The sequence below is a fragment of the Hymenobacter rigui genome (assembly GCF_003944715.1).
GTDB lineage: Bacteria > Bacteroidota > Bacteroidia > Cytophagales > Hymenobacteraceae > Hymenobacter > Hymenobacter rigui.
The window spans coordinates 101,977-117,561 of record NZ_RWIT01000002.1 but is presented as its reverse complement, the minus strand read 5'-3'; the positions used below and the strand labels follow the sequence as shown (position 1 = coordinate 117,561).

Here is a 15,585-nt window from a genome sequence, read left to right as displayed (position 1 = left end):
TGTGGCTACTGAATGGTAATTGTATCCGTGAGAGTTTGGGTAATGTTGGGGAACAGCAGCACATAGGTGCCCGGCTCTGCCGCCGTGAACTGATACGTGCCCTGGTAGTCGGAAACTACCTGCGGGCAGCTGCAGCCCTCGTAGCGCACGGTGGGTACCAGGTATATCTTCTTGCCGTCCCGCTGCTCGCGCAGGCCCTGAAACTTCCCGCAGCCGTTCGGAATACTGACAATGTAGGAAACCGGTACCGGGGTGCCCACCGTGCCGGTTTTCGCGCCACCTACCGCCGCAACTGAGCCCACTACTTCCTCCGAGCATTTTGCTTCGTCGGTGGCCGGAAAGCAGGAGGTAACAGCGCCGGTCAGGAACACGCTGGCAGCAAGTGCCCGGATGGCGTTGATAGTCAAAGAACTCATGTGTAGAAAATCAAGTAAAACGGATGAACCTGCACTGTGCGTCGGCTGATAAGAGTCATGACAGTGCGTGCAGGTTGGCAAAGAAAAGTAACTTAACTTTTAACTTGAGGTATAATTATTGATGTGCTCTGCCGCACGCCCCCGGCGTCCACCGCCCGGCGCTTCACCTACTTGCCTTTATGCCCGTTACCCGTACTCTGTCTGTGCGTTTACTCATGGTTCCACTGCTGCTGCTGGCGGCCTGCTCCGAGCAGAAAAAACCCGAGCAGAAACCCGCTCGGCCCAGCCCGCCAGCCACCGTAACGGCGGCGCTGCCCGGCGGGACCCGGCTGTCTATCAGTTACAGCCGGCCCTCGGCCAAGGAGCGGAAAGTATTCGGTGGGCTGGTACCCTACAGGCAGGTATGGCGCACGGGAGCCAACGAGGCCACCACGTTCGAGGTAAATCAGCCGGTTACGGTGCAAGGGCAGCCGCTGCCCGCCGGCAAATACGCGCTGTTCACCATTCCTGCCGAGAAGGAGTGGGCCATTATCTTCAACAAAACAGCCAAGCAGTGGGGCGCCTATGAATATCAGGAAGCCGACGATATTCTGCGCGTAAAAGCCAAACCAACTACGGTAGCCACACCGCTGGAACGCTTCACCATTACCGCCGATAATGCCGGACAGGTAACGCTGACCTGGGAAAAAACGCAGGTGAGCTTTGTGGTGAAGTAGGCCGTATAAAATGAGACAGAAGGCTCGCTGCCCAATTTCCTCACCGGAAATTGGGCAGCGAGCCTTCTACATGATTAGGATAAGCCTAACGCGGGGTTCCACGATAATGGTTGTCCGCAAATGTTACCGGGGCGGGTGCAATTGTTGTCTTAGTGAGGTAGACCACCATAAACCAAAAATTAGGCTCGTATTTATTATCGAAAGAATATCCAATGAGACTCCCCTGTTTTATCTGTTGACCTATCTGCACTATTGAGTCGCTTTGGACAACATTTTCGTAGCTTCCGTAGGTGCCATCAGGGTGATAAATAAGAATTACGTTTCCTTTTTTTCGTTGGCGAGTAGCCTTTTGCGTCTGACGGATGTAAGCCACAGTCCCCTCGCGGGCCGCTAAAATGGGCGTGCCCGGTGGCAGAGCGAATACGTACTGGTTTCTGAATTTTTGTCGGGGCCTAATTGTATCTGCTGAAGCCTTAAAAGGCAGGTGGTAGACTGTATTGCTGTCAGGGACCTGACCAGTGTAGATACCCAAATCAACGAATGTCTTGTACCGATAAGAGCAGCCTGCCTGCTCCGGGGTAAATACAGCTAATACCTGTGGTTCTGTCGTAGGTGGTAGTGCAATTCTGGCTGGCAGTGCCACCGTGCTGCGCATCAGCACAAGTGTGGCATCCAGGGCAACAGAGTACGGAAGAAAGCCATGATTTTCACCCATAATCAATACGCTTCCATCCTCCTGCTTAATGGAATAGACCTTGCAGGGAGCCACCTGGCAACGGACTGGCGTAGGTATAGCCAAGAATAAAATGCCTGTAATAAGTGCTAAAAACTTCACCATGAGCCTGTTACTGGATAGAAACTAACCGGCAATTTTCGCCTTCGCGCGGACGATATCCGCCTACCCGCCGCCCAGCACGCTTTCCACCCAGCCTTTGCCCCAGTCGGCCAGTTCCTGCGCGGTCCAGAGCTGGGGGTAGAAGATGCGGCGCTGGAACTTGGGGGGCAGGTACTGCTGCCAGTTGGTGCCGCCGGTGGCGGCAATGGCATCGGGGTGGCGCTCCAGGTAGCGCACCGCCGACTTGTAGTGCATCAGAGGCCAGTTCACATTCACGTTCACATCCAGCTGCTTAAGCTGGCGCAGCAGGCGCGGGTGCTCCTGGCCCTCGGGGCCGGCGGGCAGGCGCTGCACCACGGCCCACAGGTTGCGGTGCTCGTACTCGCGGGCGTGGGACAATAGCCGGTCGGCGTACTTCTTCTCGAACTCCGTGAGGGTAAGGGCCTTGGCCCCGGTTTCTACTACCGTAGCCCCCGATTTCCAGTAGATACAGCCCATCAGTTCGTCGTGGGCGGCGGCCTCGCCCAGCAGGCGGCGCTGCTCCTCGGGCACTAGGTTGCTGAGGGCGGTGCTGGCCAGTTCAATCATGCGGTACTGCACGCTCTGGAAGCCCGAGGCCGGCATCAATGCCATCCGGAACTCCAGAAACTGCTGCTTATCCATGCCGTCCACCATCACATCGAACGAGTCGATGAGGTTTTCGAAGTAGCGGTTGATGCGGCCCACCCGGCGCGTAACTTCCTCCACGGTGGGCGCGGCCAGGTCGCCCAGCTGCTCATACTCGCAGAGGCAGAGCTTGAAGTAGAGCTCCGTAATCTGGTGGTAAATGATAAAAATCCGCTCGTCGGGGATGGTGGTCAGGGGGCGCTGCAGGCTCAGCAGAGTTTCCAGCTGAATGTAGTCCCAGTAGCCTAGGTACCGGGTGTGGTAGAGGCCCTCGAGGTAAGCGGCCAGATCCTGGTCGTCGGCGGCGTAGCGTTGCTGCAGGCGCTGCAGCTGGGCCAGCACGGCCGGCGTAGGCTCGAATTCGGGAGAGGTCATGAGCGCGGGGCGGAAAGGAGGGTAGTGGGTGCTACAAGGTGCAAAGATGGGAAAAGGGGCGCAAGTGCAGAGTCGGAAGCTGGTAAAGCCGGTTTAGGCAACGAATTGGCCTCGATGAGCATCTGTTTCTCAGCTCACCACTTTCCTTACCTTTACCCCGCTTATGGCAGAAAAATCCAGCATTTTCGATATGATTGGCCCGGTGATGATAGGACCCAGCTCCTCACACACGGCCGGGGTGGTGCGCATTGCGCGGGCCGCCATCCGTATTCTGGGCAGCGTGCCCACCCACGCCACCATCACCTTCTACAACTCCTTTGCCCGCACCTACGAGGGCCACGGCTCCGACCGCGCCATCGTGGCCGGCCTGCTGGGCATGCCCACCGACGATGTGCGCATCCGGGAGGCGTTTGACCACGCCAAGGAAGCCGGGCTGCAGTACACGTTTCAGGGCGTGGGCAACGCCTCTACCATGCACCCCAACACCATTAAATTGCAGCTGCGCGATGAGCGCACGGGCCGGGCGGTGGAGGTAATCGGGCAGAGCCGGGGCGGGGGCGTTATCCGGATTGTGGAGGTGGATGGGTTTCCGTCCGACTTCTCGGCCTCCCTGCACACGCTCATCATTGATGCCGACGACGTGCCCGGCTCCATTGCCTTTATTGCCAGCGTAATTGCCCACGACGACTGCAACATTGCCACCATGTTCGTGAGCCGGAAGGGTAAGAACGACGCCGCCCGGCAGTTCATCGAAGTCGATTCGGGCCTGCGCGACATTACCCTGGAGTACCTGCGGCAGCTGCGCTGGGTGCACCACGTCACGTACATTCCTACCATCGACTAACGGTGGCAATAGCCCGGTTAACGGCAGATTTTGCGCGGTTTGTTGATTTCCCGTTTGGCGGGCCGGGACCATCCGATACCTTTGGTGGCCCCGGCCACCGCGCTACGGTGTGTGCCCGGCCGCCGGTTGTGTTCCGTCAGCCCTCAACTCTCTCCCTATGAAGTGTACTTACTGGCTGCTGCTAAGTTCCGGGCTGCTGGCCGCCGGGCCGCTACAGGCCCAGCAGGTTCCGGTGCAGCCCCCCGCCGGCACGCTGCCGACAGCGGCTCCTACCGGCCCCTGGACGCTGCAGCGCGCCGTGGATTATGCCCTGCAGAACAACCTTTCGGTGCGCCAGCAGCAGCTCAGCTCCGAGCTGCAGAACGCCACCCTGCGCCAGAGCCGGGCTGCGCTGCTGCCCTCGGCCAACCTGAGCGGCACCCAGGCCTGGAACTTCGGTACCAGCATTGACCCGCTCACCAACGAGTTCAAGAGCCAGACCATCCGGTCCAACAACTTCTCGGCCAACTCGCAGGTGACGCTGTTTTCGGGCTTTCAGCTGCGCAATACCGTCCGGCGCAACGCCCTCGACTCGGAGGCCAGCGTGCTGGACATTGAAAAGGCCCGCAACGATTTGTCGCTGAACGTGGCCTCGGCGTTTCTGCAGCTGGTGCTGGCCGAGGAGCTGGTGCGCACCAATGAGGTGCGGGTGAGCAGCACCCGCAGTCAGGTGGAGCGCACGCAGAAACTGCTCAAAGCCGGGGCCATTCCGGAAAGCAACCTGCTGGATATTCAGGCCCAGCAGGCTTCCGACGAGCTGAACGTCATCACGGCCCAGAATCAGCGCGACCTGGCCCGGCTCTCCCTCACGCAGCTGCTGAACCTGCCCACGCCTACGGGCTTCACCATTGAGGTGCCCCAGCTGGCTGACCCCGACGACGCGCCGTTGCTGGAGGCCGACCCCGACGGCACGTACCAGACAGCCCAGAGCCTGCTGCCCGAAATCAAGGCCGCTGATCTGCGCGTCCGCTCGGCCCAGCGCAGCCTCGATATTGCCCGCGGCGGCTACTATCCGCGGCTGGCCCTGGGGGCCGGTATCTTCACGGGTTACTCCTCGGCGCGCTCTTCGTTTATTCAAACCGGCCTGGATTCCACGTTTATTCCGGTAATCAACCGCGCCACTGGCCTGCCCGATCCTACGCTGGGGCTGCTCACGGTGCAGCCGCGCCGCGAGTTCAGCTCCACGGCCTTCTCTCAGCAGATTAAGGACAACCTGGGTAAAAACATCCAGTTTTCGCTGCAAGTCCCTATCCTGAACGGCCTGCAGGTGCGCACCTCGGTGCAGCGCGCCCAGATCAATATTCAGCAGCAGGAGCTGCGCGCCGAGCAAACCCGCCTGACGGTACGCCAGAGCATTCAGCAGGCCTACGCCGATGCCATTGCCGCCCAGCGCCGCTACTTCTCGGCGCGCCGGCAGGTGGAGGCCCTTACCACGGCCTACCGCAACGCCGAAATCCGCTTCAACAACGGCCTGCTCAACGGCACCGAGTTCAACATTGCCAAAAACAACCTGACCGCCGCCGAATCGACCATGATTCAGGCCAAGTACGAATTCATCTTCCGGCGCAAGGTGCTGGACTTCTACCAGGGCCGCCCCATTGCCCTGTAAGCGTGAGCCGGTTTTCAGGAACTGGGCATTAGTTTAAGTAGAAGTTTTGCCAAGCGGTTGTAAGTGGCTAAGAAACTGATTTTTAACATCTCTCCCGAACATGAAAAATAATCGTACCCTGTTCATCCTGCTCGGCGTACTTGTGCTGCTGCTTGGCGGCTTTGTAGTGGCGAAAAAGATGGGTTTAATAGGGAAGCCGGCCGGTACTGAGGTGCTGGCAGCCAAAGCCACCCCGGCTACCATCGTGGAGAAAGTAAGCGCCTCGGGCAAGGTACAGCCGGAAACCGAGGTGAAGATTTCCCCCGACGTATCGGGCGAAATTACCGAGCTGTACGTGCAGGAAGGCGACTCCGTGAAGAAGGGCCAGCTGCTGCTGCGTATCCGCCCCGATAACTACCAGGCCATGGTTAGTCAGCAGAGTGCCGTGGTGGGCACCCAGCAGGCCAATGTGGGGCAGAGCCAGGCCCGCCTGCAGCAGCTCATTGCCAGCGCCCGCCAGACCGAGCTGACTTACCGCCGTAACGCCTCTCTGTACAAGCAGAAGGTGATTTCGCAGTCGGACTACGAAGCCAGCAAGGCGGCGTATGATGCCTCGCAGGAGGAAATCAACTCGGCCCGCCAGAACATCCGGGCGGCTCAAAGCAGCGTGCGCAGCGCCCAGGCCGGCCTGGAGGAAGCCCGCAAAAACCTCAACAAAACCACCATTTATGCACCCGTAAGCGGCACCGTGAGCAAGCTCAACGTGAAGAAGGGCGAGCGGGTAGTGGGTACTTCCCAGATGGCGGGTACCGAAATCATGCGTATCGCCAACCTCAACAATATGGAGGTGCGGGTGAGCGTAAACGAAAACGACATCATCAACGTGGACCTGGGCGACTCGGCCGACGTGGAGGTGGACAGCTACGCCAGCAAGGACCAGAAGTTCCGGGGCGTGGTAACGGCCATTGCCAACACGGCTAAGGATGCCCTCACGGCCGAAGCCGTAACCGAGTTTGAGGTGCGCATCCGGCTGCTGCCTGAGTCGTACCGCACGCTCACGCGCACGGTACAGGGCCGCACTATGGTGCCGTTCCGCCCCGGCATGACGGCCTCCGTGGACATCATCACCAACCGCAAAGCCAACGTACTGAGCGTGCCGCTGGCCGCCGTAACTACCCGCTCCGACAGCGCCAAGACGGAAGACAAGAAAAACGCGCCGGCCGTGCGCGTTAGTCGGGGCAACTCGGCCCAGCCCGACAAGCCAGAGGCTACCGGCGTGAAGGCCCCGGTGCAGGAAGTGGTGTTCCTGATTCGGAACGGAAAAGCCGTAATGACACCCGTGAAAACCGGTATTAGCGACTTCCAGAACATGGAAATCCTGAGCGGTATTCAGGCCGGCGACCAGGTGGTGAGCGGGCCGTTCCGGGCCGTGGCCAAAACACTGAAAGATGGGGCATTGGTAGTGGTGAAGGATGCCAAAACCCTCGACAAGGCCGCCATGAAGGAAGATGCGCCTGAGGAGGATGGGAAATAATATGCCCGAGGCTACTGCCTGAGCAGTAGTTTTTAACCCCAGCCGGAAGGCGGGTTCTCCTGACCGGAGGGCCCGCCTTCCGTTTTTTTTGGCTAAGATTGACGGAGAACTTCACCCGCTCACTCCCTCACCACTTCCCACCCCCTTGGAAAAAATAGCCATGCTCGGCGGCGGCTCCTGGGCTACCGCGCTGACGAAAATCCTCTCCGAAAACGGTAGCCGCGTCCACTGGTGGATGCGCAGCAAGGACGACGTGCAGCACCTGCTGCGCACCCGCCACAACCCGCGCTACCTGTCCTCCGTGGCCCACGACCTGAGCCGGGTGCTGCCCACCACTGACCTGGAAGAAGCCGTGCGCGAAGCCGACTGGCTGGTGCTGGCCGTGCCCGCCGCCTTCGTGCAGAGCACCCTCGACAAGCTGGGCCGCGACGAGCTGAAGAACAAGCGGGTCATTTCGGCCATCAAGGGCATGATTCCGGGCAAAAACGTGCTGGTGACGGATTACGTGGCCGAGCGGTTCCGGCTGCCCCACACCCGCCTGGGCGTGGTGGCCGGCCCCTGCCACGCCGAGGAGGTGGCCCTGGAAAAGCAGAGCTACCTCACCATTGGCTCACCCGACGCCGACCTGGCCGAGGAGTTCTGCCAGCTGCTGCGCAACCGCTACGTGAAAGCCAATCCCGCCGAGGACCTCGACGGCATTGAGTACTGCGCCGTGATGAAGAACATCATTGCCCTGACCGGCGGCATTGCCCACGGTCTGGGCTACGGCGACAACTTCCAGGCGGTGTTGGTGAGCAACGCCGTGCAGGAAATGCGCCGCTTTGTGCATGCCCTCAACCCCCAGCCCCGCGACCTGTCGGCCTCCGCCTACCTGGGTGATTTGCTGGTGACGGCGTACTCGCAGTTCTCCCGCAACCGCACTTTTGGCAGTATGGTGGGGCGGGGTTACTCCGTGAAATCAGCCCAGCTGGAGATGAACATGGTGGCGGAGGGCTACTACGCTGTGAAGAGCATCTATGAGTTGAACCGCAAGCTGCAGGTGTCCATGCCCATTACCTCGGCCGCCTACCACATCCTCTACGAGAAAATTTCCCCGGCCATTGAGATTGAGCTGCTGAAGGAGAAATTCAAGTAGGATGGAGCGGGCGAATTCTGGAAGAAGCTGGCGTACAAGCTGGTATTTTGCTTTGGGAGCCGGCTGGTGCGGTGTGTTGCTGCTGACGCTTTCCTGGTTAGTGCTGGGTAAGCCTTCCTGGCTACACCTGCTGACGGATGATGTAGGTTGGACGATTTACCCACCGCTTACCGCGTTGCCGCAGGCTTGGCCGGGCGGGGACGATAGCCTGCGCGAATGCCTGGAAGCCGTTATTTGCGGCAGCTTATTCCTCGCTGGTTGGTTTCGGGCATGGCGGCTGCGTCGTCGGAATGCGCTACCTGATGGCAACCGGTGGTTTCGTTGGTCGCTGCTGTTGCTACTGCCGCTGCTGGTGCAACTAGGTGGCAACGTGTATGCCGCCTGCTACCTGCGCAACACCGAAGAACAACTTTTACAGGAACTACAGCATAGTTCGCCAGATTCAACTTCCGGCGCGGGGCGGTAGTCGATGCGCAATTTTGCGGCTAAACAAAACCGCCGTTTCTGCGTCTGCTACTCATACTTTTTATATCAACAGCGAAACATAACACACCACATGGGCACCTGGGACTACCATAACTTCGACAACGACGACGCGGCGGATTTCGCCGAAAACTTCCGTCAGGACCCTAACGAGGCCATTTTGTACGAAGCCCTGGCTACTGCTGCCGAGACGGAGGACTCCCTGGAAATACCGGAAGCCGCTGAGGCATTGGCCGCCGCCGAAATTGTAGCCGCCATCCTGGGCCACCCGGCCACTGATTTTTTGCCCGGGCTGCTGCTGGCCGTTAATGGGATGGAAGTGGATGACGACCTGGCCGATCTGGCCGTAGAGGCCGTGGAAGCCGTGGTACGCAAATCGGAGCTGCAGGAAGAGTGGGCCAACTCGCCTGATTACCCTAAGTGGCAGCAGCAGCAACAGGACTTGCTGGCCCGCTTACAGGCTGAATAAGCATGCCCTGGCTCGTACTGGCCCTGCTCACGGCATTTTGCCTGGCGGGCTATAACTTCTTCATTAAGCTGGCCTCGGGGCACATTTCGGCGGCGGCCGGCGCGGTTATTCTGCAGCTGGTAGCGGCGGCTTTAGGCGGCGTGTGGCTGCTCATGCTGCGGCTGAAAGGCCAGCCGTTGGAAATCAGCGGGAAGGGGCTGGGCCTGGCGGCAGCGGCCGGAATAGGTGTGGGCCTGGCCGAAATCCTGACGTTCGTGGTATTCAGCCGGGGCGTACCTTCCTCGGTAGGCACGCCGGTTATCGTGGGCGGCTCGGTGCTGCTGACGGCCGTGCTGGGGCTGGTAGTGCTGCGCGAGGCGTTATCGGGGCCGCAGGTGCTGGGGTTGCTGCTGATTGTGGGCGGTATTGCCTTGCTGGCCCGGGGCCACTAGGCTGGCGGCCTCACCGGATCAGCACCAAGGTGCCGGCCAGAATCAGGCCCGCGCCCAGGCCGGTCTGCCAGGTGAGCTTTTCGCCCAGAAACAGCACCGCCAGCAGAATGGCCAGGGCCACGCTCAGCTTATCCACCGGGGCCACCTTCGACACCGGCCCCAACTGCAGCGCCCGGAAGTAAAACAGCCACGAAAGGCCGGTAGCCAGCCCCGACAGGCCTAGAAACACCCAGTTCTGCCGCGTGAGCTGGTTAAGTCCGCCCAGACCCTGCTGGAAATATACAATTCCCCAGGCCAGCACCAGAATAACCACAGTGCGCACGGCCGTAGCCAAGCTGGAGTCCACGCCCTTCATGCCGACTTTAGCCAGAATAGCCGTAAGAGCCGCAAACAGGGCCGAAAGCAGCGCGTAAAGCCACCACATAAGCAGAGGAGAAAAGATAGACTGAGGAAGGACAAGAAGCACAAATGCGCGCCCTGATGTGACTGCGCAGGCCCGGGCTGCATTGGCAACTGGTGTCGGGCCCCACGTACGCACAACGAACCGCAGAAGGTATTTGTGTACTGTTTTGGTCACGCGCGAGTCACGGGCCGACCACGGAACCGCTCTGACACAGCCCGGCGGCCGTTCAGGCAGCATACTAGATGTCACGAAACTGTACGGGCCTTCCGGTGGGTTGGTTAGTGGTGGGCAAATGAAGTGATTTACAGCGAATAAACGGCGGGAAAAGCTGGCGGATGGATGATGAATCACAATCCGCTCAGCTGGCCATGCCGCGCTTGTCCACCCCATTCATTTTTGCCATGCACGTTGCGTTTCGCTTGCTCTGGCTGCTGCCCCTGGGAGCAGCCGTTCCTTTGTCCCGGCCTGCTGCCCGGCCCGCCGCTCCGGCCCGGGTGCTGGTGCCGGTAGAGCTGTTCACCTCCGAGGGCTGTTCCAGCTGCCCCGCGGCCGATGCGCTGCTGCGCGAGCTGACGGCCGCTCAGCCCGTGCCCGGGGTAGAAATTCTGGCCCTGGGCGAGCATGTAGACTACTGGAATCGCCTGGGTTGGCAGGATGCCTTTTCGCAGCCCGCCTTCACGCAGCGGCAGCACATGTATGCCGAAGGGTTTGGGTCGGGCAGCTACACGCCGCAGGCCGTAGTGGGTGGGCGTACGGAGCTGGTTGGGCACCAGCGCGAAAAGCTGCTGGCCGCCATCCGGGAGGCTGCCCGGGCCCCGCAGGCCACCGTGGTCCTGACGGCCGAAGCCGCCGGCAGCACCCACCGCCTGCAGGTGCGGGTAAGCGGTGCCCCCGCAGCCGGCGCCCAGGTGCTGCTGGCCATTACCGAATCCGGGCTGGCCTCACAGGTGGGGCGGGGCGAAAATGCGGGCCGACTGCTGCGCCACGCGGCTGTAGTGCGGGAGCTGCGGCCATTGGGAACGGCCACTGCGGCCGGCACGTTTGCCGCTACCGTTCCCGTCAACGTCAATTCCGGCTGGAAAACGGCGGGCCTGCGTTACGTGGTGCTGGTGCAGGCGTCCGTTACCCACTACATCACCGGTGCCGCGGTATTGCCGGCGGAGTGAGGGCAGCGCGGCTTGTCGGGCGGGCGGTTCCTCAATTCAGCACTTTCCTGTGATGATTTCGTGATACCTGTCCCGCTTCTTTGTGGCCTCACTTCAGCCTACTCGGTTATGCCACAACTTCTGAAATACCTGCCGCTGCTGGGGTTGCTGGCGGCCGGTTCCACCGCCTGCTCTTCCCACGATGACGCGGCCGACCCACAGCCCGCCGCTGTTACCGACCCTGCGACGCTCACAACGCTCAAAACCGGCTCGGTGGTGGCCCAGGGTGGTACCAGCAGCAAAGGCACGCTGCTGGTAGCCCGCAATGCGGCCGGCAAGGAGCTGGTGCGCCTGAATCCGGATTTCATGACGGAATTTCATACCGGCTCGGTCGCTATTTACCTGGCCCGCTCCGCCGACCAGATTCGGGTGCAGCGTGCGGCCAACCCGGCCAACGTGCTGAAAGTGGGCGTAATCACCCAGAACGGGCTGCAGGACCTGGTATATGAAGGCTCCCACGCGGGCTTTACGCACGTGGTGCTGTACTGCGAGGCGGCGCAGTACAACTTCGGGGCTGCCGAGCTGAAGTAGCATGGTGGCCGCTCCGTTGTTTTGGCGGTGGGTGCTGAGCCTGCTGCTGCTGCCCGCCCTGGCTGAGGCCGGCGGGGGCTGGACGCGCAAAAAAAAGCGCGGCTACGCCAAGGTGGGCCTCACCCTGGTGGGCTCCTCGCGCTACCATACCCTCGGCGGCCAACTCATCGAAACGGCCCGCTACCGTCAGCAGCTGCTGAGCCTCTACGGCGAGTATGGTCTTACCGACCGCCTCGAAACCGTCGTGAACCTGCCCCTGTATCGCCGCGCCACTTTTCCCGAAACCACTCCCGGCCAAGGTATCGGCGACGCCGAGGTGGGCCTGCGCTACGGCCTGCTCAGGGGCCGCTGGCCGCTGGCCGTGGGGGTGGCCGTGGAGCTGCCCACCGGCAACCCCCGCACCCGGGGCTACAGCCGCCAGGACCCGCGCAGCTTCGTGCAGCTGCCCACCGGTGATGGAGAGCTGAACATCTGGACCCGGGCGGCGCTGTCGCACAGTCTGGGGCCGGCGTTTCTGACGCTGGAAGCCGCCTACAACCAGCGCACCCGCGGTTTCACCAGCCAGTACAGCTACGGGGTGCAGGTGGGCTACCGGCTGGGGCAGCGGCTCTGGCTCACGGCATCGGGGCGGACCCTGGCCAACGTGCGGCCCCCGCGTCCCGACCGGCTGGCCAGCATCGGGCTGGGCGAGGGCGTGGCCTACTCCACGGCCGCCGTGGGGGCCAGCTACCACCTCGGGCCCCACCTGCGCGTCGGGACCGACTGGGCCGTGGGGTTTGGCCGCCTGCGCAACGTGTACTCGGCCCGCCCGCTGACCCTGGGAGCCGCCTGGGAATGGTAACAGAATTGCGCTATTTTCAGCCCGCCGGGGCCTGGGGCGTGCTGCCCTCCACTCTTTTCCACTTCACCGTTCCCTTGTATGTCGCGCGCCCTTATTGTGGAAGATGACGTGGATATCGCCACGCTGGTGCAGGTAAATCTGCGCGACATCGACTGTCAGGCCACCATTACCGGCAACGGCCTCGAGGGGCTGCGGCTGGGGGCGGAGGGGCAGTTCGACGTCATTATCCTGGATATCATGCTGCCCGGCCTCAACGGCATTGAAGTCTGTCGGCGGCTGCGCGAGCAGCGGGTAAGCACGCCCATCCTCATGCTCACCAGCCGCGACGAGGAAATCGACAAAGTGCTGGCTCTGGATCTGGGGGCCGATGACTACCTCACCAAACCCTTTAGTGTGCGGGAGCTGCTGGCCCGGGTGAAAGCCCGCCTGCGCCGTCTGGCCCCCGACGCCGACCCGGCCGCTGGCACGGCCACCCGTTTTCGTCTGCGCGACCTGGCCCTCGATACGGAGCTGCACCGCGTAACGGTGGGCGGGCGGGTAGTGGAGCTCACGGCCAAGGAGTTCGATCTGCTGGCCCTGTTTCTGCGCCATCCCGGCCGCACGTACACCCGCACCCAGCTTCTGGACCAGGTGTGGGGCTATTCCTACGCCGGCTACGAGCACACCGTCAACTCCCATATCAACCGTCTGCGCATGAAGATTGAGCGGGACCCGGCCAGCCCCGAGTACGTGCTGACGGTGTGGGGCGTAGGCTATAAGCTCAACGATGAGCTGACCAGCGTATGAGCCGCGGACTGAGCCGGTGGTGGCCCCGGGGGCTGCAGGCGCGCCTGTCGGTGCTGCTGGTGCTGCTGGTGCTGGCGGTGAGCGGTGGGTACGTGCTGCTGCTGGCCCGCAGCACCGAGAAGTACCTGGCCGAAGACCTCCAGAAAAACAACCGGCTGCTGGCGGCCTCGGTGGCCGAGGTGCTGCAGATTGACGAAGCCACCAACGAAATTCCCCAGCCGGCCCTGCGCCGCACCTTCGATGCGGCCATGACCATCAACCCCAGCATCAAGCTGTACCTGGTGGGGCTGGATGGGCGCATTCTCACCTCATCGGCCGCGCCCCGGGAGGTGAAGCTCACCCGCATTCCAATGGCTCCGGTGCAGGCGTTTCTGGCGGGGCGGCAGCCGCTGCCCATCTTCGGGGCCGACCCGCGCAATCCGGCCGTGGCCCGGCCGTTTTCGGTGGTGCAGCTGCACACGCGCGCCGGCCAGCCGCACTGCTACCTCTACATTACCCTGGGCGGGGGCGCGGCCGGCGACGAAGTGGCGTCGCTGCGCCAAAGCTACATTCTCAGCACGCTGCTGCGTACCCTGGCCGTGGCCGCTGCCGTGGTGCTGGTAGTGGGGCTGCTGCTGATTCCGCTGCTGACCCGCAGCCTGCGCCGCCTGCAGGCGGCCGTGCGCGGTCTGCAGGCCGGCGACTACACCACCCGCGTGCGGGGCATTGGGGCGGGGGATGAGCTGGGCGAGCTGGCCGCCACCTTCAACGATATGGCCGCCCGCACCGAGCAGGCCATGCACACGCTGCAAAGCAACGACCGGCTGCGCCGCGAGCTGGTGGCCAACATCAGCCACGATTTGCGCACCCCGCTGGCCAGCATCGAAGGGTATACCGAAACCATCCTGCTCCGCCAGCACCTGCTCACCGACGCCGAGCGGCAGCAGTATCTGCAGACCATCCTCCACAACACCCGCAGCCTGAAGCGGCTGGTGTCGGAGCTGTTCGAGCTGAGCAAGCTGGAAGCCCGCCAGACGGTGCCCCGTCCCGAGCCTTTTTCCGTGACGGAGCTGGTGCAGGACGTGGTGCTGAAGCTGGCGCCCGAAGCCCGGACGCGGGCCATCAGCCTGGAAGCCCGCTGGGAAGGAGCCGTGCCGTTTGTGTGCGCCGATGTGGGCCTGATTGAGCGGGTACTGCAAAACCTGCTCGATAATGCCCTGCGCTACACGCCCGCCGGCGGAGCCGTGCAGGTGCTGGTAGCTGCCCCCGACGAGCGGCACCGCGTGCCCCTGCTGGTGCGCGACACCGGCCGCGGCATTGCCTCCCACGACCTGCCCCATGTCTTCGACCGGTTTTACCGCTCCGATCAGGTCCGCGAAAAAACCAAGGACGGCCTGGGCCTCGGGCTGGCCATTGCCCGCAAAATTATTCTGCTACACGAGGACGACCTTACCGTCAGCAGCACCGAAGGCAGCGGCACCTGCTTTACGTTCTCCCTGCCCGTTTATGCGCCGGGAGATGAGGTACTGCGCTGATCAGGTGCCCGATACGGCGGGGTACCGGCCGTAGGGCAGCTCACTGTATCCCTGCCTTCTGCTATTCTTTCATCCTGCATCATTCCCTCCTGACACCATGAAACAACTCCGCGAAAAGCATCCGCTGGCAATCCGCTGGTTTCACTGGATTAATTTTCCGGTGCTGGCCCTGATGATCTGGAGTGGACTCTGGATTTACTGGGCCAACGACGTGTACCGCCTCGGCTGGGGCAACACCACGCTGCTGCGCTTCTTCCCGCAGTCGTTTTACGAAGCCTTCGATGTGCCCTACAAACTGGCCCGGGGCATGAGCTGGCACTTTGTGCTGATGTGGGTATTTGCCCTGAACGGCCTGCTGTATGTGGTGTACACGCTGGTATCGGGGGAGTGGCGGGAGTTGCTGCCAACGCGCCGCTCCTTCGCCGAAGCCTGGCAGGTGGTGCTGCACGATGTAGGGCTGCGCAAGCAGCCGCTGCCGCCGCGCAAGTTCAACGGGGCCCAGCAGCTGGCCTACACCGCGGTGGTGCTGATGGGGGCGGGCTCCCTGCTCACGGGGGCCGCCATCTACAAGCCCACGCAGCTGGCCTGGCTGACTACCCTGCTGGGCGGCTACGAATGGGCGCGCCTGGAGCATTTTGCCCTCACCATCGGGTACGTGCTGTTTTTTGTGGTGCACGTGGCCCAGGTGATAAAAGCCGGCTGGAACAACTTCCGCGCCATGGTAGCCGGTTTCGAGGTGGTGGACGTGCCGGCGGGGGACGCCTGAGTCCTGAC

The 15,585-nt window shown here is 62.2% G+C and carries 18 protein-coding genes; 14 read left to right on the top strand and 4 right to left on the bottom strand.

Features of this window, described 5'->3' with window-relative positions:
• Positions 1–5: 5 nt before the first annotated feature.
• Positions 6–416, bottom strand: coding sequence for a hypothetical protein (locus EI291_RS04550; RefSeq protein WP_125418472.1), 411 nt, complete (start codon positions 414–416; stop codon positions 6–8).
• A gap of 179 nt (positions 417–595) precedes the next feature.
• Between EI291_RS04550 and EI291_RS04545 the strand changes: the two genes are divergently transcribed.
• Positions 596–1,132, top strand: coding sequence for a DUF2911 domain-containing protein (locus EI291_RS04545; RefSeq protein WP_125418470.1), 537 nt, complete (start codon positions 596–598; stop codon positions 1,130–1,132).
• A gap of 85 nt (positions 1,133–1,217) precedes the next feature.
• Here the strand turns inward: EI291_RS04545 and EI291_RS04540 are convergent, their stop codons facing one another.
• Together EI291_RS04540 and EI291_RS04535 are read right to left on the bottom strand one after the other, a co-directional pair.
• Positions 1,218–1,970 (bottom strand): M23 family metallopeptidase, encoded by a 753-nt coding sequence (locus EI291_RS04540; RefSeq protein WP_125418468.1) that lies wholly within the window; start codon positions 1,968–1,970, stop codon positions 1,218–1,220.
• A 60-nt stretch (positions 1,971–2,030) separates the two neighbouring features.
• Positions 2,031–3,008 carry a tryptophan 2,3-dioxygenase family protein gene (locus EI291_RS04535; protein WP_125418466.1) on the bottom strand — a complete coding sequence of 326 codons (978 nt, stop codon included), beginning with the start codon at positions 3,006–3,008 and terminating at the stop codon, positions 2,031–2,033.
• Positions 3,009–3,171: 163 nt separating this feature from the next.
• On the opposite strand from EI291_RS04535, the gene sdaAB reads away from it, so the two are divergent.
• From sdaAB to EI291_RS04500, 7 genes are all read left to right on the top strand, one after another.
• Positions 3,172–3,852 carry an L-serine ammonia-lyase, iron-sulfur-dependent subunit beta gene (gene sdaAB / locus EI291_RS04530; protein WP_125418464.1) on the top strand — a complete coding sequence of 227 codons (681 nt, stop codon included), beginning with the start codon at positions 3,172–3,174 and terminating at the stop codon, positions 3,850–3,852.
• A gap of 157 nt (positions 3,853–4,009) precedes the next feature.
• Positions 4,010–5,500, top strand: coding sequence for a TolC family protein (locus EI291_RS04525; RefSeq protein WP_125418462.1), 1,491 nt, complete (start codon positions 4,010–4,012; stop codon positions 5,498–5,500).
• A gap of 100 nt (positions 5,501–5,600) precedes the next feature.
• Positions 5,601–7,013: an efflux RND transporter periplasmic adaptor subunit gene (locus EI291_RS04520; protein WP_125418460.1), complete on the top strand. Its 1,413-nt coding sequence runs from the start codon at positions 5,601–5,603 to the stop codon at positions 7,011–7,013.
• A gap of 145 nt (positions 7,014–7,158) precedes the next feature.
• Positions 7,159–8,148 carry an NAD(P)H-dependent glycerol-3-phosphate dehydrogenase gene (locus EI291_RS04515; RefSeq protein ID WP_125418458.1) on the top strand — a complete coding sequence of 330 codons (990 nt, stop codon included), beginning with the start codon at positions 7,159–7,161 and terminating at the stop codon, positions 8,146–8,148.
• Position 8,149: 1 nt separating this feature from the next.
• Positions 8,150–8,614 (top strand): hypothetical protein, encoded by a 465-nt coding sequence (locus tag EI291_RS04510; protein ID WP_125418456.1) that lies wholly within the window; start codon positions 8,150–8,152, stop codon positions 8,612–8,614.
• Between the two features lie 90 nt (positions 8,615–8,704).
• A complete protein-coding gene (locus tag EI291_RS04505) occupies positions 8,705–9,100 on the top strand; it encodes a DUF4259 domain-containing protein (RefSeq protein ID WP_170172504.1) in 396 nt (131 codons plus the stop codon).
• 2 nt (positions 9,101–9,102) lie between these two features.
• Entirely contained in the window at positions 9,103–9,531 is a 429-nt protein-coding gene (locus tag EI291_RS04500) for an EamA family transporter (protein WP_125418452.1), read from the top strand.
• 10 nt (positions 9,532–9,541) lie between these two features.
• On the opposite strand, the gene EI291_RS04495 is transcribed toward EI291_RS04500, so the two are convergent.
• Positions 9,542–9,955, bottom strand: coding sequence for an EamA family transporter (locus EI291_RS04495; protein ID WP_125418450.1), 414 nt, complete (start codon positions 9,953–9,955; stop codon positions 9,542–9,544).
• 380 nt (positions 9,956–10,335) lie between these two features.
• On the opposite strand from EI291_RS04495, the gene EI291_RS04490 reads away from it, so the two are divergent.
• The 6 genes from EI291_RS04490 (at position 10,336) to EI291_RS04465 (ending at position 15,577) form a co-directional block, all read left to right on the top strand.
• A complete protein-coding gene (locus EI291_RS04490; RefSeq protein ID WP_170172503.1) occupies positions 10,336–11,100 on the top strand; it encodes a DUF1223 domain-containing protein in 765 nt (254 codons plus the stop codon).
• Between the two features lie 108 nt (positions 11,101–11,208).
• On the top strand, positions 11,209–11,670 hold the full coding sequence (locus EI291_RS04485; protein WP_125418446.1) for a hypothetical protein: 462 nt from the start codon (positions 11,209–11,211) through the stop codon (positions 11,668–11,670).
• A 1-nt stretch (position 11,671) separates the two neighbouring features.
• Entirely contained in the window at positions 11,672–12,511 is an 840-nt protein-coding gene (locus EI291_RS04480; RefSeq protein ID WP_125418444.1) for a hypothetical protein, read from the top strand.
• Between the two features lie 78 nt (positions 12,512–12,589).
• Entirely contained in the window at positions 12,590–13,297 is a 708-nt protein-coding gene (locus tag EI291_RS04475) for a response regulator transcription factor (protein ID WP_125418442.1), read from the top strand.
• On the top strand, positions 13,294–14,811 hold the full coding sequence (locus EI291_RS04470) for a sensor histidine kinase (protein WP_125418440.1): 1,518 nt from the start codon (positions 13,294–13,296) through the stop codon (positions 14,809–14,811). Before EI291_RS04475 ends, EI291_RS04470 begins: the two co-directional genes overlap by 4 nt.
• Before the next feature lie 97 nt (positions 14,812–14,908).
• Positions 14,909–15,577, top strand: coding sequence for a cytochrome b/b6 domain-containing protein (locus EI291_RS04465; protein ID WP_125418438.1), 669 nt, complete (start codon positions 14,909–14,911; stop codon positions 15,575–15,577).
• Positions 15,578–15,585: the final 8 nt, after the last annotated feature.

What these genes read in the sequence shown, in the direction of transcription:
- EI291_RS04550 (WP_125418472.1), bottom strand. Translation starts at nt 416, where the DNA reads ATGAGTTCTTTGACTATCAACGCCATCCGGGCACTTGCTGCCAGCGTG.
- EI291_RS04545 (WP_125418470.1), top strand. Translation starts at nt 596, where the DNA reads ATGCCCGTTACCCGTACTCTGTCTGTGCGTTTACTCATGGTTCCACTG.
- EI291_RS04540 (WP_125418468.1), bottom strand. Translation starts at nt 1,970, where the DNA reads ATGGTGAAGTTTTTAGCACTTATTACAGGCATTTTATTCTTGGCTATA.
- EI291_RS04535 (WP_125418466.1), bottom strand. Translation starts at nt 3,008, where the DNA reads ATGACCTCTCCCGAATTCGAGCCTACGCCGGCCGTGCTGGCCCAGCTG.
- sdaAB (WP_125418464.1), top strand. Translation starts at nt 3,172, where the DNA reads ATGGCAGAAAAATCCAGCATTTTCGATATGATTGGCCCGGTGATGATA.
- EI291_RS04525 (WP_125418462.1), top strand. Translation starts at nt 4,010, where the DNA reads ATGAAGTGTACTTACTGGCTGCTGCTAAGTTCCGGGCTGCTGGCCGCC.
- EI291_RS04520 (WP_125418460.1), top strand. Translation starts at nt 5,601, where the DNA reads ATGAAAAATAATCGTACCCTGTTCATCCTGCTCGGCGTACTTGTGCTG.
- EI291_RS04510 (WP_125418456.1), top strand. Translation starts at nt 8,150, where the DNA reads ATGGAGCGGGCGAATTCTGGAAGAAGCTGGCGTACAAGCTGGTATTTT.
- EI291_RS04505 (WP_170172504.1), top strand. Translation starts at nt 8,705, where the DNA reads ATGGGCACCTGGGACTACCATAACTTCGACAACGACGACGCGGCGGAT.
- EI291_RS04500 (WP_125418452.1), top strand. Translation starts at nt 9,103, where the DNA reads ATGCCCTGGCTCGTACTGGCCCTGCTCACGGCATTTTGCCTGGCGGGC.
- EI291_RS04495 (WP_125418450.1), bottom strand. Translation starts at nt 9,955, where the DNA reads ATGTGGTGGCTTTACGCGCTGCTTTCGGCCCTGTTTGCGGCTCTTACG.
- EI291_RS04490 (WP_170172503.1), top strand. Translation starts at nt 10,336, where the DNA reads ATGCACGTTGCGTTTCGCTTGCTCTGGCTGCTGCCCCTGGGAGCAGCC.
- EI291_RS04485 (WP_125418446.1), top strand. Translation starts at nt 11,209, where the DNA reads ATGCCACAACTTCTGAAATACCTGCCGCTGCTGGGGTTGCTGGCGGCC.
- EI291_RS04480 (WP_125418444.1), top strand. Translation starts at nt 11,672, where the DNA reads ATGGTGGCCGCTCCGTTGTTTTGGCGGTGGGTGCTGAGCCTGCTGCTG.
- EI291_RS04475 (WP_125418442.1), top strand. Translation starts at nt 12,590, where the DNA reads ATGTCGCGCGCCCTTATTGTGGAAGATGACGTGGATATCGCCACGCTG.
- EI291_RS04470 (WP_125418440.1), top strand. Translation starts at nt 13,294, where the DNA reads ATGAGCCGCGGACTGAGCCGGTGGTGGCCCCGGGGGCTGCAGGCGCGC.
- EI291_RS04465 (WP_125418438.1), top strand. Translation starts at nt 14,909, where the DNA reads ATGAAACAACTCCGCGAAAAGCATCCGCTGGCAATCCGCTGGTTTCAC.